At 67.0% G+C, this 18,045-nt stretch carries 16 protein-coding genes; 4 read left to right on the top strand and 12 right to left on the bottom strand.

Annotated features, from left to right (window positions below):
• The first annotated feature begins 104 nt into the window (after positions 1-104).
• The 3 genes from QQL87_RS14760 to QQL87_RS14770 are packed head-to-tail and all read left to right on the top strand — an operon-like array spanning position 105 to position 3,290.
• The gene (locus tag QQL87_RS14760) at positions 105-581 is read left to right on the top strand and encodes a MarR family winged helix-turn-helix transcriptional regulator (protein ID WP_284422849.1); all 477 of its coding nucleotides are present in this window, start codon (positions 105-107) and stop codon (positions 579-581) included.
• Positions 574-1,725, top strand: a complete 1,152-nt coding sequence (locus QQL87_RS14765; protein WP_284422850.1) for an HlyD family secretion protein — start codon at positions 574-576, stop codon at positions 1,723-1,725. The genes QQL87_RS14760 and QQL87_RS14765 overlap by 8 nt, the downstream gene beginning before the upstream one ends.
• A gap of 5 nt (positions 1,726-1,730) precedes the next feature.
• Positions 1,731-3,290, top strand: coding sequence for a DHA2 family efflux MFS transporter permease subunit (locus QQL87_RS14770; protein ID WP_284422851.1), 1,560 nt, complete (start codon positions 1,731-1,733; stop codon positions 3,288-3,290).
• 261 nt (positions 3,291-3,551) lie between these two features.
• Here QQL87_RS14770 and QQL87_RS14775 read toward each other — a convergent pair whose 3' ends face one another.
• The 7 genes from QQL87_RS14775 to pcaF all read right to left on the bottom strand — a co-directional run bounded on the left by QQL87_RS14775 (position 3,552) and on the right by pcaF (position 10,476).
• On the bottom strand, positions 3,552-5,255 hold the full coding sequence (locus QQL87_RS14775) for a flotillin family protein (RefSeq protein WP_284422852.1): 1,704 nt from the start codon (positions 5,253-5,255) through the stop codon (positions 3,552-3,554).
• A 6-nt stretch (positions 5,256-5,261) separates the two neighbouring features.
• Entirely contained in the window at positions 5,262-5,957 is a 696-nt protein-coding gene (locus tag QQL87_RS14780) for an OB-fold-containig protein (RefSeq protein ID WP_284422853.1), read from the bottom strand.
• A gap of 23 nt (positions 5,958-5,980) precedes the next feature.
• Positions 5,981-7,162, bottom strand: a complete 1,182-nt coding sequence (locus QQL87_RS14785; protein WP_502871171.1) for a PspA/IM30 family protein — start codon at positions 7,160-7,162, stop codon at positions 5,981-5,983.
• A gap of 441 nt (positions 7,163-7,603) precedes the next feature.
• A complete protein-coding gene (locus QQL87_RS14790) occupies positions 7,604-7,906 on the bottom strand; it encodes a type II toxin-antitoxin system RelE/ParE family toxin (RefSeq protein WP_284422855.1) in 303 nt (100 codons plus the stop codon).
• Positions 7,907-8,155 carry a type II toxin-antitoxin system ParD family antitoxin gene (locus tag QQL87_RS14795; protein ID WP_284422856.1) on the bottom strand — a complete coding sequence of 83 codons (249 nt, stop codon included), beginning with the start codon at positions 8,153-8,155 and terminating at the stop codon, positions 7,907-7,909.
• Between the two features lie 106 nt (positions 8,156-8,261).
• Positions 8,262-9,155: a dioxygenase family protein gene (locus tag QQL87_RS14800; protein ID WP_284422857.1), complete on the bottom strand. Its 894-nt coding sequence runs from the start codon at positions 9,153-9,155 to the stop codon at positions 8,262-8,264.
• 112 nt (positions 9,156-9,267) lie between these two features.
• Positions 9,268-10,476: a 3-oxoadipyl-CoA thiolase gene (gene pcaF / locus QQL87_RS14805; protein WP_284422858.1), complete on the bottom strand. Its 1,209-nt coding sequence runs from the start codon at positions 10,474-10,476 to the stop codon at positions 9,268-9,270.
• A gap of 552 nt (positions 10,477-11,028) precedes the next feature.
• Here pcaF and mutS point away from each other — a divergent pair.
• Positions 11,029-13,761 carry a DNA mismatch repair protein MutS gene (gene mutS / locus QQL87_RS14810; protein ID WP_284422859.1) on the top strand — a complete coding sequence of 911 codons (2,733 nt, stop codon included), beginning with the start codon at positions 11,029-11,031 and terminating at the stop codon, positions 13,759-13,761.
• A 240-nt stretch (positions 13,762-14,001) separates the two neighbouring features.
• Here the strand turns inward: mutS and QQL87_RS14815 are convergent, their stop codons facing one another.
• From QQL87_RS14815 to QQL87_RS14835, 5 genes are all read right to left on the bottom strand, one after another.
• Complete coding sequence (locus QQL87_RS14815; protein WP_284422860.1) at positions 14,002-14,511, bottom strand: TIGR02594 family protein; 510 nt, start codon at positions 14,509-14,511, stop codon at positions 14,002-14,004.
• 115 nt (positions 14,512-14,626) lie between these two features.
• Entirely contained in the window at positions 14,627-15,421 is a 795-nt protein-coding gene (locus tag QQL87_RS14820; protein WP_284422861.1) for a hypothetical protein, read from the bottom strand.
• Positions 15,422-15,608: 187 nt separating this feature from the next.
• On the bottom strand, positions 15,609-16,121 hold the full coding sequence (locus tag QQL87_RS14825) for an OsmC family protein (protein WP_284422862.1): 513 nt from the start codon (positions 16,119-16,121) through the stop codon (positions 15,609-15,611).
• Between the two features lie 56 nt (positions 16,122-16,177).
• Positions 16,178-16,963: an ABC transporter ATP-binding protein gene (locus QQL87_RS14830; protein WP_284422863.1), complete on the bottom strand. Its 786-nt coding sequence runs from the start codon at positions 16,961-16,963 to the stop codon at positions 16,178-16,180.
• A complete protein-coding gene (locus QQL87_RS14835; RefSeq protein ID WP_284422864.1) occupies positions 16,963-17,808 on the bottom strand; it encodes an ABC transporter permease in 846 nt (281 codons plus the stop codon). Before QQL87_RS14835 ends, QQL87_RS14830 begins: the two co-directional genes overlap by 1 nt.
• Positions 17,809-18,045 lie beyond the last annotated feature (237 nt).

The raw sequence follows: 18,045 nt of genomic DNA on the forward strand, positions 1-18,045 counted from the left end.
GGTCCGCACTCCGGGATCATGAAAAATTGATAAGCTTGCTTATTATAGCCTAGGCTCATTAGAGCCAAAGCTCAATTTTCCCAGGCGCGAAAGCGAGACCGACCATGACCACGTCCGTGGACGTGAACTTCCTGTTTACGCTCGGCGAGCTGCAGCGCCTGGTGCGCGCCTATGCCGACAAGGAGGCGGCGCGCTACGGCATGACCCGCGCGCAATGGGCCGTGCTCGCCAAGGTCGAGCGCTTCGAGGGGATGAAGCAGTCGGAGCTGGCCGAGCAGATGGAGATGCAGCCGATCACCCTGACCCGACTGATCGACAAGCTCGCCGATGCCGGTCTGATCGAGCGTCGCGGCGACGACACCGACCGCCGCGTCAACCGACTCTATTTGAAGAAGGCAGCGCGGCCGCTGCTCGCCAAGCTCGCGGTGCTGCGCGGCGAAATCACCGAGGCCGCGCTCGGCGGCATCAGCCCGGTGGACACCGAGCGGCTGGTGGCCCAGCTCGAAACCATCAAGGACAATGTGAGAAACGCCCTGCAGTCGCTGAGCGACGAGCAGCGAAAGGAGCAGCGCTATGGCTGAGCCCGCCCTGAAACTCGCCCCCGACCAGAAGGCCAGCCCCGATGCGCCGGCATCCGCTGGAGAGAAGCCCGCGCGCCCCGGCTTTCTGCGGCGCTATCGGCGCGTGCTGCTGCTGATCGTGCTGCCCGTTCTCGCCGCGGCCGGCGGCTTCGTCTTCTATCTCAACGGCGGCCGCTACGTGACCACCGACGACGCCTATGTCGGCGCACAGAAGGTGCTGATCACCCCGGACATCTCCGGCAAGATCATCAAGGTCGTCGTGAAGGAAGGCCAGCAGGTGCAGAAGGGCGACGAGCTGTTCGAGATCGACCCCGTGCCCTACCGCCTCGCCGTCGACCAGGCCAAGGCGGCGCTGGAGCAGGCGCGCACCAGCTATGACAACCTCGTCGCCAACATCAAGATCTATGGCCAGATGCTCGATCTCGCTAACCAGGGCATCGACCTCAAGCAGAAGGACGTCGAGCGCAAGCAGACCTTGGCCAAGAGCAATTTCGGCTCGCAGCTCGATCTCGACAACGCCGCGAACGCGCTGGTCACGGCCGGCGCGCAGGCGCAGTTCATCAAGCAGCAGCTCTCCAGCGCGAAGACGCAATTGCTCGGCAATCCCGAGCTGCCGCTCGAGCAGTTCCCGCCCTACGTCCAGGCCAAGGCGAAGCTCGACGAGGCGCAGCGCGACCTCGACCACACCACGCTGCGGGCGCCGATGCCGGGCGTCGCGACCCAGGTCGACCAGATCCAGCTCGGCCGCTTCGTCACCGCGGGCACGCCGGTATTCTCGGTGATCGACGTCGCCAATCCCTGGGTCGATGCCAATCCGAAGGAGAGCGACTTCACTTATGTCGCGGTCGGCCAGAGCGTCGAGCTCGACGTCGACGCCTTCCCCAACCACCGCTTCAAGGGCACGATCGGTTCGCTGTCGCCGGGCACCGGCGCGCAGTTCGCGATTATCCCGCCGCAGAACGCCAGCGGCAATTTCGTCAAGGTCGTGCAGCGCGTGCCCGTGCGGATCTATTTCGACAAGACCGACAAGTTCGTCGCCAGGCTGAAGGCCGGCATGAGCGTCAATGTCGCGATCGACACCGGGCACCAGCGGACGCTCGCCGGACTGTTCGGGTCGGCGCATGCGGCTGACAAGGACGAGTAGCCATCATGACCGCGCCCGCAGCGACATCATCGGCGGTTCCGGGATTCCGCCGCAACATGGTGACGATCTGCGCCATGACGGCGACGATCATGCAGGCGCTCGACACCACCATCGCCAACGTCGCTTTGCCCTACATGCAGGGCACGCTGTCGGCCTCGACCGACCAGATCAACTGGGTGCTGACGTCCTACATCGTGGCGGCCGCGATCATGACCGCGCCCGTGGGGTGGATCGCCAACCGGTTCGGCCGCAAACGCACCTTCATCGTCTGCTCGGCCGGTTTCACCATTGCCTCCGTGATGTGCGGGCTCGCCCAGGACATCACGCAGATGGTGCTGTTCCGGCTGCTGCAGGGCGTGTTCGGCGCCTCGCTGGTGCCGCTGTCGCAGGCCGTCATGCTCGACTCCTACGCGCTGCACGAGCGCGCCAAGGCGATGGCGATCTGGGGCATGGGCGTGATGCTCGGCCCGATCATGGGCCCCTCGCTCGGCGCGTGGCTGACCGAATCCTATTCCTGGCACTGGGTGTTCTTCGTCAACCTGCCGTTCGGCGCCGTCACCGTGCTCGGGCTGCTGGCGTTCATGGAGGAGACGAGGCCGAACAGCGCGCTCACCTTCGACTGGTTCGGCTTCGCGGCGCTCGCTATCGGCATCGGCTCGCTGCAGATCGCGCTCGACCGTGGCGAGGATCAAGGCTGGCTCGAGAGCAACGAGATCATCATCGAGTTCATCGTCGCCGCCGTCGGCTTCTACTACTTCCTGGCGCATTCGCTGACGACGCAGCGGCCGTTCATCCAGTTCGCGTTGTTCAAGGACCGCAATTTCGTCGGCGGCTGCGTGTTCATGACCGTGATGGGGCTGGTGCTGTTCTCGACCATGGCGCTGTCCTCGCCCTATCTGCAGAACGTCATCGGCTATCCCATCATCACCGCCGGCGTGCTCTTGGCGACGCGTGGCTGCGGAACCTTCGTCGCGATGATGCTGGTCGGCCGCATGCTGCGCTATATCGAGGCGCGCACCTTGATCATCGTCGGCCTGTCGCTGACGGCGCTGTCGCTGTTCCAGATGACGGCGTGGACCGACCAGACCGGCGTGCCCGAGATCATCACCATCAGCATCATGCAGGGTTTCGGCTTCGGCCTCGTCTTCGTGCCGCTGTCGACGGTGGCGTTCCTGACGCTGCCCGGCCAGCTCCGCACCGACGGAACCTCGATGCTGACCCTGGTGCGAAATGTCGCAAGCTCGATCGGCATTTCCATCGCAATCGCGCAGCTCACCGAGGGAACCAGGCGGAACCACGCCATCCTGGCCGAACACATCAATCCGTTCAACCAGGCTCTGCAGATGCCGAACGTCTCCGGGCTGTTGAACCTCTCGACCGATGCGGGCCGCGCGCTGGCCGATGCGATGATCACGGTGCAGGCGCAGATCCTCGCCTTCTCGCACGACTACCAGCTGGTGATGGTTTTCATCCTGGTGTCGATCCCGCTCGCGGTGATGATCGGATCAACCAAAAAGGCGCTGCGCGCCCAGGCCGCGCCTGCCGAGCACGCGGTCATCGAGTAGTTGACCGCCACGATTGTTCCTGGGGCGGAAAATACGTGCGCTGTTCGGACGCAGTGTGATCGGGATAGCAAAAAGGTGACCGTCCCGTGATGGATTTGTAACTTTAATCCGAGCCATTTCGGGCTATCTTCTGATCACCCCACTCGGTTCTCTGCGTATGAGTTGCGCGCAGGGACTGCACCTCATGAGCGCCCCACTCGTGATGTGACGGGCGGGGGCGGTGGCTCCTCCAGCGCCGCCCCCAGCCCCGGGGATCCCTCATCAAGACTTGATCTGCGGTGCCGGCATCGGCTCGACCTTGATGGCGCCGTTGGCCGTGTCCGTGTTCGGCAGCACCACGCTGGCGAGCGCCCTGATCGGGTCGTCGCCCGGCTTGAAGCCGGACTGCACCAGGATCTCGTCGATCAGCGGCTTCAGCGCATGCACGCGCAGCAGCTCGCCCGCGAGGCCCTCGCCGAAGCCGACATTGCCGCCGCCGCTCCCATTGCCGTTGCCGCCAAAGGCGCCGCCGGTGTGCAGGATCCGCACGTCTTTCAGATTGGCAATCGGCTTGACCATCTCGCCGAGCGCGGCCGGCATCGTCGCGATGCGCTGCTTGGCGAGCTCGAAATCGATCACGTTGCTGCCGAGCTTGTTCTGGGCCTCGTTCTTCATCAGGATGACGGCGGCCTCGGCCTCGCCGATCTGGCGCACGCCGACCGCCTTGATCTTGTTGGCATCGGCCTCGGCCGTCGCCAGCGTGCGCGCCGCCTCGCCGCGATCGACTGCCGCGCGCTTCTCGGCCTCCGCCGCCACGGTGATCCCCGTCGAGCGCTGCTCGGCTTCCTTGCGCGCGGCCATGACGGCGGTCTGACGCTCGCGATCGGCGATCTCGATCGCGCGCGCCGTGGTCACCTTCTCTTCCGCCGACACCGCGAGCGCCTCGGCCGCCTTGGCCACTGCGCGTGCTTCCGAGGTTTCCTTGCTCTTGCTGGCGATCTGGATGTCGTTGTCCTGGGTCGCGATCTGGATCTCGCGGTCGGCGTCGGTCTTGCGCCGGTTGATCGCCAGACTGGATTCGATCGCGGCGGTCTCGCGCACCTTCAGGGCTTCGGCCTCGCGCTGGGCGATCTTCTGCTGCGCCTCGATGCGGGCGTTCTCCTCGGTCTGCCACGCCGTCTGCGTCGCGCTCGCGACCTCGGCGCGCGTGCTCGCGGTCTTGTTGGCGATGTCGCGCTCCTGGCTGAGCTCGGCCTCCTTCTTGGTGCGCTCGATCTGCAAGGTGAGCTGGCGCGCCTCGAGATCCTTCTGCGCGATCGCCACCTCATTGTCGCGCACGATCGCGTTGCGGTCGCGGCGCCGCGTCTCGGTGACGGTCTTCAGCAGGGTGAGACCCTCGGCGTCGAAGAAGTTCTCCGCGTTGAAGAACGAGATGTCGGTCTGGTCGAGCTTGGTCAGCGACACCGATTCCAGCTCCAGGCCGTTCGACTGCACGTCGGCCTCGACCGCGGCCTGGACGTGCTTGACGAAATCGGAGCGCTTCTCCTGCAGCTCCATGAGCTCCATCGTCGCCGAGACCGAGCGCAGGCCGTCGACGAACTTGGCTTCGACCTGGTCGCGCAGCAATTCGGCATTGTTGGTGACGGCGCCGAGCGTTTGCGCGGCGAGCGCGATCGAATCGACGTCCGGCTTCACGCGGACATAGAACTCGGCGTCGATGTCGACGCGCATGCGGTCCTTGGTGATCAGCGAGTCCTTCTTGGATCGCTCGACCCGCAGCCGCAGCGTCTTCAGGTTCACGCGCGCAACCGAATGGAAGATCGGCAGCACGACGGCGCCGCCGTCGAGCACCACCTTCTTGCCGCCGAGGCCGGTGCGCACGAAGGCCTCGTCGCGGGTGGAGCGATGATAGAGGACGGCAAACACGGTGCCGAGAACGACCAGCAGCACAACGCCGATCGACGCAGGCAGTACCAGATCAAACATGGGGGCTTACTTTCGGGTTGAGGAAAGTGTCGTGGAACCAGGTGTCGTGGAACCAGGTGTCTTGGAGGTCGTGAGATCGTCGACGGCTGCGATCGCGATGAAGCGGCCGTCCTTGCGGTCGACGAGCAGAACCGATGCGCCCACCGGCAGCGGCGGCGATCCCGGCGCGGCCGAGGCCGTCACCGAATGCCAGTTGCCGTGGACGTCCTTGACGCGGACACGGCCGGGCAGCCCGTCGTCGAGCGGGCCCACGGCGACCTCGCCGGTACGGCCGACGAGATCGGACAGGCCGACAGCATAGCTCTCGTCCTGCGGGACCAGCCGCGCCGCATAGCGCGTCGAGCTGCGCAGCAGCGGCACGGTGACGACAGCGGCGAGCACGCCCGCGGCGAACGGCGGCAGCGGCAGTGCGACCAGCCGCGCCGCATCCTGGATGAGGAAGCCGGTGATCGAGAAGATGCCGAGCGCGAGCAGGATGCAGATCATCAGCGGCACGCCGCCGACATTGATCCAGGACAGCACGTGGCTGACGCCGCCGCCGCTGCCGTCGTGCCCGAGATCGACGCTCTGGCCGAGCAGCTCACCGATCGACAGGCCGAGCAGCATCGAGCCGACCTCGACGCCGCCGACCAGCACGATCATCATGGCGGCGATCGCGAACGGCCGCACCTCGGGTAGCATGAAATGGTCGACGATGGTCATGGGACGACTAAGCCCCTACCCGCTCAGTTCTGCGACTTCAGGCGCGCCAGCCGCTCGGCGATATCCCTGTCGCGCTTCAGCGTCGACAATTCATCGATATCGGGTGACGGTGCGATGCCTTGCGGAACGCCGGTCGCGCGGGCGATGACGCGCGAGGCCCGCGCCGCCTTGGCGAGGCCGGCGTCATGTCCCTTGCGCGGCGTGGCTTTCGGCTGATCGGCCAACGCCTCGCTGCGTTCGAGTTCGGCGAGACGCACCTGCGCATCCTGCAAGCTCGACAGGATCGCGCGCAGGGTCGTCAGCACGGCGTCGATGCGCTCGGCATTCTCGTCGATCGCTTTCGACAGCACCTCGAACTGGGCTTCCAGATCCATCTGCCGGGCGATGCCGGCGCGGGCGAGATCGTCCCGGTTCTCGGTGATGGCAACACGGACCTGCTCGGCCAGCAAGGTCGTCTCGCGCTCGATCTCGGCGCGGCGCGCGTTGAGCCGGTACTCCTCGGCGCGGGCGTGCGACAGGCTGTCGCGCGCCTCGCGCTCGGCCTGCTCGATCTCGCGGATCGCCTGGCTGACCAGTGCGACGCGATTCTTGTCTTCGGCCTTCTCGATGGCGCCATAGGCGATGCCGGCGATGAGTCGCCCGGCGCGTGACAGGAGCGTGTCGGGAGCCGGCGCGTGTTCGGCGAGCATGACGTGGTCCTTTCGTGAGCTGACTGTTGGGCTGACATGAGCGTGTGAGGTCGCGGTGACGCCGAAATGGATTTCAAAGTCACCGTCGTTGGTGCGCACGAGCTGCGCCGGCGTCGCATGCGTCCAGCCCGCGGCATAGCCGGTGACCTCGAACGGGATCGTGAAGCGGCCGAGCGCGGTGCCGAGCGACAGCGTGCCGGCATCCCTGACATTCACCAATCGGTCGTCGAGCGGCAGCCGCGGGTGCGACGCGGCGCGATAGGCGGCGCGATCGCGCAGGCCGAGCGTGACGAGACGCGACGGCAGCCGCGTGGCCTTGCGGATCGGCTCATAGGCGAGGCCATGGAGGGCGACGAGGTTGGCGCCGACGCCCTTCGCGGCGGCGATCTCGTCGAGCATGTCCATCATCCGGGCATAGTCGGCGAACGTCGCCTCGATCGCCGCGCGCGCCTCGGAAGCGAGGAGCAGCCGGTAACGGAGAGCCCTATCGTAGGGGGATAAGCCCATGAAGCACATCAAAGCACGAATTTCGTGCTTTTGCAATCGCCCAGGGAACCTGGAGCCGCACCACGTTTCCGTGACCACGCCGAACGCCATGCACATGCCGTTATGTCGCGCCGAGCCAACAGGACGTTTGACAGCCGGCGAACAATCTCTGGTGATCGTTAAGAGGGCTGGTGGGGCGGCAGCAAATGCATGGCAGCCGCGTGCAGCGACTCACGAATTCGCCGTACGCGTGTAGTGACACGGGGGATCGTTGGTCAGTCCAGCAAGCCGCGGCAGCAGAGATCGTTGACGGCGAGGAAGATGCGCTCCAGATTTTCCACGAGATCACCGGCGAACCTCGCGGTCCACTGCCACACCGGCTTAGTGATCTGCCAGAGCAGCGGACGGCAAATAGGTAGAAGCCAATACGCGTGCGCTCTCCGGCCGTATGGCGGCAAAGGTCGACGCAAACTATTCGCTAGAGAAGTCGATCTCGCCCAGATCTTGGGCAGCGTCGATGACACGCATGATGCGCACGCCACTCCCTTCAATCCGATACAGCACGAGCCAACGTCGGATCACGAGCATTCGTGCGTCAAACGCGATATCTGGGCGCGCTGGGCCTGATTGGGGGAAGGATACCAGTTGCTGGCATCGACGCTCGATCCGGTCGATCCACTGATCCGCAGCCGCCGGGCCGTTATCCTCTGCGAGCCTTCGCCAAATGGCGAGAAGGTCCCCCTGCGCAAGTTTAGAGAGGCGAACCTCTCTCACCTAGTTGCCAGCCTTGAGGGATTGACGTCCCAACTGCTTGATGCCGGCAAAATCGGCAACTCCAGCATCGCCACTTGCCTGCCCCTCGGCCCAAGCCTGGCGCAAGACATCGACGCGGGCCTGCTCAGCCTGCTCCATCAGCCGCAGAGCCTCGCTCACCACCTCACTCGCAGAGCTATAGCGACCGCTCGACACCTTGGCTTTGACGAACTCGTCGAGTTCTTCGGTCAGGGAGATGTTCACGTCCATCACAAACCTCTCATCCGTCAAATATGGCGTCGACGGTCGCGTTTGGCAATCGGCCGCCGGACCCCTGCCCCGTCGGAAGCCGCACGCCAACCAAGGCTCTTAGCGGCTACTTGATCGGCGCGCGCGGCAGCACGGTGTCGCCGGCTTCCATCCGGTAGACGTGATCGAGCGAGTACCACGGCGCGGTGACGTCGGCTTCCGTCGGGTGCGGCTCGTCGTGACGGATGAAGTTGCCGAGCAGCGCGCGTGTGACGCCGAACTGCACGTCGCTGTCGATGTGCGGGTCGTTCGGATCGTAGACCTGCGAGATCAGCACCTTGAAGCCTGGCTTGACGATCAGCGCGTGCAGATGCGCCGGGCGATAGGGATGGCGGCCCTGCGCCTTCAGCAGACGGCCGACGACGCCGTCGGTCGGAATCGGATAGCCGACCATCATCACCGAGCGAAACCAGAACCGGCCGTCGGCATCGGTCAAGAGCTTGCCGCGCAGGTTCATGTCGGCCTGCTCCGGATCCTGGTTCTCGTAGTAACCCACGGGTGAAGCGTGCCAGACGTCGACCTCGGCGCCGGCGACCGGTAAACCTTGGGGATCAACGACGCGCCCGTTCACGAACAGCGCCGGACCCGGCGTGGCCGAGCGCAGGATCGAGCCGCCGTTCGGGGTCGCCGGCGAGTTCAGCCGCCAGAACGGGCCGAGCAGCGACTGCGCGGTTTCGGTGTTGCCGCCATCGCCATTGTTGAGCAGGCAGACCAGCGGCGAGACGCCGAGCGAGCCGGCCATCAGCACCACTTCGTTGTGGCTGTCGTTGGTGCGCTGGCCGAGCTCGGCGATGATGGCCGCGGCCTCGCGGAATTCGGCTTCGGTCAGGCGGACGTCGCGCACGAAGCCGTGCAGGTGCTTGATCAGCGACACCATGATCTCGCGCAGCCGCGGATTGGTGGTCTTCTCCATCACCGCCAGCACCGCTGGCGTGACGTCCTGTTCGCGCGAGATGGTCATGGCGAGATCCCTCAGCATTCTCCGTCATTGCGAGGAGCACAGCGACGAAGCAATGCAGGGCTGCGCGTGCTGCTCTGGATTGCTTCGCTTCGCTCGCAATGACGGCGGAGTATTAGTCGAGCTTCTCAACCGCCAGCGCGACGCCCTGGCCGACGCCGACGCACATCGTGGCGAGCGCGCGCTTGCCGCCGCGCACTTCGAGTCCGTGCACGGCCGTCATCGCGATGCGCGCGCCGCTCATGCCGAGCGGATGTCCCAGCGCGATGGCGCCGCCATGCGGGTTGACGAAATCGGCATCATCGGCGACGCCGAGCTGGCGCAGGCAGGCGATGCCTTGGGATGCAAAGGCCTCGTTCAGCTCGATCAGATCGAAATCGGTGATCTTCAGACCGAGCCGCTCCATCAGCTTGCGCACGGCCGGCACCGGACCGATGCCCATGATGCGCGGCGGCACGCCGGCGGAGGCTAAGCCCAGCACGCGGGCGCGCGGCGTCAGGCCGTGCTTCTTCACGGCGGCTTCCGACGCGAGGATCATCGCGGCCGCGCCGTCATTGACGCCCGAGGCGTTGCCGGCGGTGACCGTGCCGGGATTGCGCACGATCGGCTTCAGCTTGGCGAGGCCTTCGAGCGTGGTCTCGGGGCGCGGATGCTCGTCCTTGTCGACGATGACAGGTCCGGCCTTGCCGCCGGGCACGGCGACCTGCGTGATCTCGGCGGCGAAATAGCCGGACGCCATCGCCTGGCCGGCGCGCTGCTGCGAGCGGATCGCGAACGCGTCCTGGTCGGCGCGCGACACCTGGAATTCCTCGGCGACGTTCTCGCCGGTCTCCGGCATCGAATCGACGCCATATTGGCTCTTCATCAGCGGATTGATGAAGCGCCAGCCGATCGTGGTGTCGAAGATCTCGGCCGAGCGCGAGAACGCCTCGGTCGCCTTGCCCTGCACGAACGGCGCACGCGTCATCGATTCGACGCCGCCGGCGATGGCGAGATCGACCTCGCCGGCGCGGATCGCGCGGCCCGCCGCGCCGACCGCGTCGAGGCCGGAGGCGCAGAGGCGATTCAGCGTCTGGCCGGGAATGGACTCCGGCAGGCCCGCGAGCAGCAGCGCCATGCGCGCGACGTTGCGGTTGTCCTCGCCGGCCTGGTTGGCACAGCCGAAGAACACCTCGTCGACGGCGGCCCAATCGAGATTCGGGTGCTTGGCCTTGAGCGCTTTCAGCGGCGTCGCCGCGAGATCGTCGGTGCGCACTTTCGCCAGCGCGCCGCCGAAGCGGCCGATCGGCGTCCGCACCGCATCACAAATGAAGACGTCTCGCATCGCTCTCTCCCGGGGATGACTGCTTCTGGTCAGAATTGACGGCGGTTTTAGGAGTGCGGTGGGAGGAGGTCAAATGACGGGCGCGCGGGGAGGTATGCGTGGCGATGGCGCGAGCCACGCGCGCGGTGCGCCCCCTCCCCCGCTTGCGGGGGAGGGTCGGGGTGGGGGCAGCCCCAAGCGAGATCTTTCGAGCGGAGAGAATTCCCCCACCCGCATCGCATCTCCGATGCGATGCGACCTCCCCCGCACGCGGGGGAGGTGCAAAAGCTGCCACCGTCCCGGGGTTGAAGACGGGCGCAGCCTCCGGTCTCTCCGTCATTCCGGGGCGACGCGCGAAGCGCGGCGAGCCCGGAATCCATCGGGCTGCACGACCTGCCGCGCGATGGATTCCGGGTTAGTGCTGCGCACGCCCCGGAATAACGAGCCGAGAGAGCAGCGACACGCAATCGATCATCTCCGGGTCCCCTTGGGGCAACATTGCCATCGTGGAAAACCGGGACATCGGCCGCAAAGCGGTAGGACCGTCCGGGCAAATTGGCTAGTTTCCGCGCCATGACGATCCAGCAGCCCATCTCCGCCCCGGTTCCACAGGACGCCGCGCCCGTCGAGGCGCCGGCCAAGCTCACGCCGATGATGGAGCAATATCTGGAGATCAAGGCGGCCCATCCGGGGCTGATGCTGTTCTACCGGATGGGCGATTTCTACGAGCTGTTCTTCGAGGACGCGGAAGTCGCCTCCAAGGCGCTCGGCATCGTGCTGACCAAGCGCGGCAAGCATCTCGGCCAGGACATTCCGATGTGCGGCGTCCCGGTCGAGCGCTCCGAGGACTATCTGCATCGCTTGATCGCGCAGGGCATCCGCGTCGCGGTCTGCGAGCAGATGGAGGATCCGGCCGCGGCACGCGCGCGCGGCAACAAGAGCGTGGTCAAGCGCGGCGTGGTGCGCGTGGTGACGCCGGGCACGCTGACGGAAGACAACCTGCTCGATGCGCGTGCCAATAACTATTTGCTGTCGATCGCGCGCAGCCGCGGCTCGTCCGGCGGCGACCGGCTCGGGCTCGCCTGGATCGACATCTCGACCTCGGACTTCATCGTCACGGAGTGTGCGTTCGCCGAGCTGACCGCGACGCTGGCGCGCATCAACCCGAACGAAGTCATCATCCCCGACGCGCTGTATTCGGATGCGACCTTCGAGCCGGTGCTGCGCGAGCTCGCCGCGGTCACGCCGCTGACCCGCGACGTGTTCGACGGCGCCACCGCCGAGCGCCGGCTGTGCGACTATTTCGCGGTCGCCACCATGGACGGCCTCGCCGTGCTGTCGCGGCTGGAGGCCACCGCCGCGGCCGCCTGCGTCACCTATGTCGAGCGCACGCAGGTCGGCCAGCGTCCGCCGCTGGCGCCGCCGGCGCGCGAGGCGACCGGCAGCACCATGGCGATCGATCCGGCGACGCGGGCCAATCTCGAACTGACGCGCACCCTCGCCGGCGAACGCCGCGGCTCGCTGCTCGACGCCATCGACTGCACGGTGACCTCGGCCGGCTCGCGGCTGCTGGCGCAGCGGCTCGCGGCGCCGCTCACCGAGGCCGCGCAGATCGGGCGCCGGCTCGATGCCGTCGCCACCTTCGTCACCGATAGCGCCGCGCGCGACGACATCCGCTCGATCCTGCGCGGCGCGCCCGACATGACGCGGGCGATGGCGCGGTTGTCGGTCGGCCGCGGCGGCCCGCGCGATCTCGCGGCCTTGCGCGACGGCATCCTTGCCGCCGATCAGGCGCTGACGCGGCTGTCCGCGCTGGAGCAGCCGCCGCAGGAAATCGCGTCGGTGATGGCGGCGCTGGTGCGGCCGGCGCGCGCGCTCGCCGAGGAGTTCGCCTGCGCGCTCGACGAGCAGCTGCCGCTGATCAAGCGCGACGGCGGGTTCGTTCGATCAGGCTATGACGCGACGCTCGACGAGACGCGCAATCTGCGCGACGCCTCGCGCCTCGTCGTCGCCTCGATGCAGGCGCGCTACGCCGACCAGACCGGCGTCAAGGCGCTCAAGATCCGCCACAACAACGTGCTCGGCTATTTCGTCGAGGTCACCGCGCAGCACGGCGACAAGCTGATGTCGGCGCCGCTCAATGCGACCTTCATCCATCGCCAGACGCTAGCGGGCCAGGTGCGCTTCACGACATCGGAGCTCGGCGAGATCGAGGCCAAGATTGCCAACGCCGGCGAGCGCGCGCTCAATCTCGAGCTGGAGATCTTCGACCGGCTCTGCGCCCAGGCGCTGGCGATCGGCGACGATCTGCGCGCCGCCGCCCACGGCTTTGCGATGCTCGACGTTGCGACTGCGCTGGCGAAGCTCGCCGTCGACGACAACTATGTCAGGCCGGAGGTCGACGGCTCGCTCGGCTTCGCCATCGATGGCGGCCGCCATCCGGTGGTCGAGCAGGCGCTGAAGCGCGAGGGCCAGCCGTTCATCGCCAATTCCTGTGATCTGTCGCCGACGCCGGGACACAAGAGCGGCCAGCTGTGGCTGCTCACCGGTCCGAACATGGCCGGTAAGTCAACCTTCCTGCGCCAGAACGCGCTGATCGCCTTGCTGGCTCAGATCGGCAGCTTCGTGCCGGCGAACCGCGCCCGCATCGGCATCGTCGACCGGCTGTTCTCGCGCGTCGGCGCCGCCGACGATCTGGCGCGCGGACGCTCGACCTTCATGGTCGAGATGGTCGAGACCGCGGCGATCCTCAACCAGGCCGGCGAGCGCGCTCTCGTCATCCTGGACGAAATCGGTCGCGGCACCGCGACGTTCGATGGCCTCTCCATCGCCTGGGCCGCGATCGAGCACCTGCACGAGAGCAACCGCTGCCGCACGCTGTTCGCCACGCATTATCACGAGCTGACGGCGCTCGCCGCCAAGCTGCCGCGGCTGTTCAACGCCACGGTGCGCGTCAAGGAATGGCAGGGCGACGTCGTGTTCCTGCACGAGGTGCTGCCCGGCTCCGCCGACCGCTCCTACGGCATCCAGGTCGCGAAGCTCGCAGGGCTGCCGCCGGCCGTGATCACGCGTGCGAAGTCGGTGCTGGCCAAACTGGAAGCCCAGGACCGCGGCCAGAGCGCGCGCGTCCTGGTCGACGATCTCCCGCTGTTCGCGGTCCCCTCGCGCGCCGCCGCGGAGCCTGCGCTGTCGAAGGAAGCGGAAGAGCTGATCGCCGCGGTGAAGGCGTTGCATCCGGACGAGATGACCCCGCGCGAGGCGATGGACGCGCTGTATGCGCTGAAGGCGAAGCTGGCGAACAAGTAGTTGACGTCATTCCGTGGCGCGCGTAAGCGCGAGTCCGGACTCCATCTCTCGTCAGCACATGCGGCCCCATGGATTCCGGGCTCGCGCTTCGCGCGCCCCGGAATGACGGAGAGTTGAGTTCACGGTGCCCACCGTTTGCAGCGTACAGTGAAACTTGGTGGGCACGCTTCGCTTTGCCCACCCTACGAGATCCGCCCCGCGGCCGTCAGTCTCGCCAGCCACCGGACCGACTTCTATCGCTCAATCGTTCGAGCCGACCGGATGGCCGTCTTCGGAGGCCACCTTGACGGCGCCGAGTTTCGGCAGCTCGACTGATTTCGGCCAGAAATAGCCGACCAGTCGCGTCTTCGGCTCGAACTGCTCGCGGACCGCATCGCTCTCATTGCCGCCGAGCGTCAGCACCTGCGAGCGCGTCTCGCCCATGTAGAAGCCGACATGGCCGAGGCCGGAGTTCGGCTTGCCGCGCGTATAGACCGCGATGGCGCCGAGCGCGGGCTTGTCGAGCTTGACGAAATTCTTGTTGGTGCGGAAGGACTGCGACGAAGCGCTGCGCGTGCCTGGCACGCCGCTCTGCTCGAGCTTGGCATTGGTCCAGATCGCACACCACGGATCACCTTCCGAGCCGCAATGCGCCTGGTCGATGAACTTCTTGATGCCGCGGTTGTTGCCGGTCTCGTGGAAGCCGAGATCCTTCAGGCCGTTCACGATCCATTTCGGCTGCTCGCTGGTCGTCCCATTCGCGGTCGGCATATTGCACCTCCTGCTGTATTTCGACCGATGACCCACCTGTCAGTTGCATTGTCGTGGCACCCCGCGCGAAGGTTCAACGCGGAGCAGATTGCAACCGGGGATGAGCGGGTCGAGGTCAGGCCGCCCGGCGCCGCCGGCCGAGCGCCCACAGGCCGAGATTCCAGCCGACGCAGGTCGCGAGCGCGCCACTGAGACCAAACGCCGCGCCGAGATGCAGGCTGCCGAGGTGCAGCACGACGACAGCGAGCGAGAAGCCGATCAGGCCGTAGGCGCCGTTGGCCAGCACGGCGGCGGTCGCAGGTCCGCCGATCCGCGGCTGCAGGATCAGCATCATCGAGGTGAAGACGATCGGAAACAGCGCGAGGATGCCGGACACGCTGGGGCCGGCCCAGCCGGACACCGAGGTCACGGTGGCGACGAGGGTTGCAACCAGCGAGGCGCGCAGCGGCACGTCGTACCAGCGCCGCGTAATCAGGGGCATCCTGGCGTGGCGATAACGCTGCAGCAGCGGCAGGCAGATCGCGAAGGTGATGATGTTGGCGACGATGCCCATCGCGAGCGTCCACGGCACGCTCTTGATCAGCGACGCCAGCCCCAGCCAAACGGCGACCGCCGTGGCGCTCGCCACCCACACGCTGTGGCGCTGCGCCAGCACGGCATAGGCGAGGCTGAGGAAGATGGTCGCGGCGTTGATCGGCAGGCTGGTCAGCGCGCCCTCTGCGATGAAGGCAGCATCATGATCGAGCGCGAGGAACACATAGGTGGGTCCCGCCGAGATCGGCAGGGTCGCGACCAGCGCGCCGATCACCGGCCCGGTGCGCTCGGCGATCATCGACGCCGACACCACGAACGACGCCGCGATCGCCATGCGCAAGCCGAGCAGCAGCAGGAATGAGGGATCGAGGGACATGCTCAGCCGTCGTCCCGGGAAAGCGGACTGCGGCGATGCGCAAGCATCGCCTCAGGGAGCGCTGACCCGGGACCCATAACCACAGGCGGTCATGGGAGGGAGAAGATCGGAGTGATCAGCGGGGCCGGCCACGACCGACGGTGGTTATGGGTCCCGGCGTTCGCCGGGACGACAGCGTGGTGACCGTCTACGACACCCGCTTCAAACTGACCGACACTTTCGGGCCGTTCTTGATGGTCTGATAGACCACGCAATAGCGCTCGGTGAGCTTGAGCAGCAGGTCGAGCTTGTCCTGCGGGGCGTCGGTGTCGACCTCGAAGCGGAGGCGGATTTCCTGGAAGCCGACCGGGGCCTCCTTGTCGACGCCGAGCGTGCCGCGGAAATCGAGATCGCCTTCGGCCAGCACCAGCCCGCTCTTGAGCGGGACCTCGACCGCTGTCGCGACCGATTTCAGGGTGACGCCGGCGCAGGCGACCAGGGCTTCCAGCAGCATGTCGCCGGAGCACAGTTCCAGGCCGGAGCCGCCGGTGGCGGGATGCAGGCCGGCGACCGCGAGCGCGCGGCCGGTCTCGAGCTTGCAGGTCAGGCCGTCGCCGCCGACCTCGCCCTTGGCCTTCAGCGTGATGACGGCGGCCGACGGGTCAGCCTTGTAGCGTTCCTTGATCGGCGCCTGCATGGCGCGCAGCTCGGCAGCATCCATTGTCGTTCTCTCCCGGAGTCATTTCGGAAGAGATGTACCGGGCCGAGTGGAGGATGTCACCACCACAGCCCGCCGCCAGGCTCACGCCTGCCCTGCGCATCCGGCACCGTGCGGTCGAGCGAGCGGTCCAGCGCGGTCAGGACGTGGCGCTTGAACTGGTCGAACAGCGGCGCATTGCGGTCGCGCGGCCGCGACAGGTTGATGGTGATCTCCTCGAACAGCCGGCCGGGATGCGGCCGCATCACCAGCACGCGGTCGGCCAGCACCACGGCTTCCTCGACGTCGTGGGTGACCAGCACCAGGGTGGGACGCGTATCGGCCCAGAGGTCGAGCAGATGGTCCTGCAGGTCCTTGCGGGTGAAGGCGTCGAGCGCCGAGAACGGCTCGTCGAGCAGCAGCACCTCCGGCTGCGCCACCAGCGCGCGGGCGATCGCCACGCGCTGCGCCTGACCACCGGACAATTCGCGCGGCCAGACCTTGGCCTTGTCCGCAAGGCCGACGCGGTCGAGCGCGCGCGCCACCCGCTCGCGCCGCTCGGCCGCCGGCAGCTCCGACAGGCCGAAGCCGATATTGTCAGCGACCGTGAGCCAGGGCAGCAGGCGCGGCTCCTGGAAGATGATGCCGACCTTGGGATGCGGCGCCGTGATCGTCTCGCCGTCGAGCGTCACGGTGCCGGCGCTGGCGCGGTCGAGCCCGGCGACGGCGCGCAAAAGTGTCGATTTGCCGCAGCCGGAGCCGCCGATGATGGCGATGATCTCGCCGAGCTGGATCTCGGCCGAGAACCGCTCCAGCGCGTGGACGCCGTTGGGATAGACCTTGGTGACGGAAGTGAGCTGCAGCATCAGGCGGCCCCGCTCTGGCGTGCAAAGCTGTCCTGCCAGCGCAACAGCGGCGCGGTCGCGATCTCCAGCAGCCAGTCGGTGGCCTTGCCGATGATGGCGAAGATGACGATGGCGGCGACGATCTGCGCCGGCTTGCCGAGCTGCTGGCCATCGATCAGGAGGTAGCCGAGGCCTTCCGAGGCGCCCATGAACTCGGCGGCGACGACGAACATCCAGCCGAGGCCAAGGCCGACGCGCAAGGAAACGACGTAGGCCGGCAACACGGCCGGCAGCAGGATGCGGCGGATCATGGCGGGGCCCGACAGGCGGAAGATGCGGCCGACCTCGACGATCTTGCGGTCGACCGAGAGGATCGCGCCGGTGAGGCCGAGATAGACCGGAAAGAACACGCCGACCGCGATCAGCGCCACCTTCGAGGTCTCGAAGATGCCAAGCCAGAGGATGAACAACGGCACCCAGGCAATCGACGGAATCGCGCGCAGCGCCTGGATGGTGGGATCGACCAGCCGCCGGGCCATCCTCCAATAGCCGCAGATGCCGCCGAGCAAGGTGCCGGCGGCGACGCCGAGGCCGAAGCCGATGCCGACGCGGGAGAGCGTCGTGACGATGTGGCGGGTCAGCTCGCCGGAGCGGGCGAGGTCGGCGATGGTGGTGAAGACCTTTGACGGTGGCGGCACCAGCCGGCCGTTGGACCAGCCGGCCCAGACCAGCAGCTCCCAGGCCAGCGCCAGCGACAGCGGCAGCAGCAGGCCGAGCAGCGGCCGCGCCAGGCGCGTGAGCCACGGCGCACGGGCGGTCTGCGGTGTGGCGACGGCGGGCGCCTGCAATTCGACGGTCATGGTCATAGTGAGAACAGTGTCTCGCGCGGGAATGCAAGGCGTGGCGATGGTGGTGGATGGCGCCCGCTCGTGATGATCCGCCAGCGGCGCCCCAAATTCGGTGTCGTCCCGGCCCCCGCGCCGGGACCCATACTCCGCGGCGGTCGTGGAGAAGCGCGATGCCGCTCCAGCGTGCTCGATAACTGCTTCACGGAGTATGGGTCCCGGATCGGCGCCCGCCAACGCTGTTGCGTTGGCGGGCTT

The organism is Bradyrhizobium sp. SSBR45G (assembly GCF_030159255.1).
Taxonomy (GTDB): Bacteria; Pseudomonadota; Alphaproteobacteria; order Rhizobiales; family Xanthobacteraceae; genus Bradyrhizobium.

Excerpts from the sequence above, each read along its gene's own strand:
- QQL87_RS14760 (WP_284422849.1), top strand. The coding sequence starts at position 105 with ATGACCACGTCCGTGGACGTGAACTTCCTGTTTACGCTCGGCGAGCTG.
- QQL87_RS14765 (WP_284422850.1), top strand. The coding sequence starts at position 574 with ATGGCTGAGCCCGCCCTGAAACTCGCCCCCGACCAGAAGGCCAGCCCC.
- QQL87_RS14770 (WP_284422851.1), top strand. The coding sequence starts at position 1,731 with ATGACCGCGCCCGCAGCGACATCATCGGCGGTTCCGGGATTCCGCCGC.
- QQL87_RS14775 (WP_284422852.1), bottom strand. The coding sequence starts at position 5,255 with ATGTTTGATCTGGTACTGCCTGCGTCGATCGGCGTTGTGCTGCTGGTC.
- QQL87_RS14780 (WP_284422853.1), bottom strand. The coding sequence starts at position 5,957 with ATGACCATCGTCGACCATTTCATGCTACCCGAGGTGCGGCCGTTCGCG.
- QQL87_RS14785 (WP_502871171.1), bottom strand. The coding sequence starts at position 7,162 with ATGTGCTTCATGGGCTTATCCCCCTACGATAGGGCTCTCCGTTACCGG.
- QQL87_RS14795 (WP_284422856.1), bottom strand. The coding sequence starts at position 8,155 with ATGGACGTGAACATCTCCCTGACCGAAGAACTCGACGAGTTCGTCAAA.
- QQL87_RS14800 (WP_284422857.1), bottom strand. The coding sequence starts at position 9,155 with ATGACCATCTCGCGCGAACAGGACGTCACGCCAGCGGTGCTGGCGGTG.
- pcaF (WP_284422858.1), bottom strand. The coding sequence starts at position 10,476 with ATGCGAGACGTCTTCATTTGTGATGCGGTGCGGACGCCGATCGGCCGC.
- mutS (WP_284422859.1), top strand. The coding sequence starts at position 11,029 with ATGACGATCCAGCAGCCCATCTCCGCCCCGGTTCCACAGGACGCCGCG.
- QQL87_RS14815 (WP_284422860.1), bottom strand. The coding sequence starts at position 14,511 with ATGCCGACCGCGAATGGGACGACCAGCGAGCAGCCGAAATGGATCGTG.
- QQL87_RS14820 (WP_284422861.1), bottom strand. The coding sequence starts at position 15,421 with ATGTCCCTCGATCCCTCATTCCTGCTGCTGCTCGGCTTGCGCATGGCG.
- QQL87_RS14825 (WP_284422862.1), bottom strand. The coding sequence starts at position 16,121 with ATGGATGCTGCCGAGCTGCGCGCCATGCAGGCGCCGATCAAGGAACGC.
- QQL87_RS14830 (WP_284422863.1), bottom strand. The coding sequence starts at position 16,963 with ATGCTGCAGCTCACTTCCGTCACCAAGGTCTATCCCAACGGCGTCCAC.
- QQL87_RS14835 (WP_284422864.1), bottom strand. The coding sequence starts at position 17,808 with ATGACCATGACCGTCGAATTGCAGGCGCCCGCCGTCGCCACACCGCAG.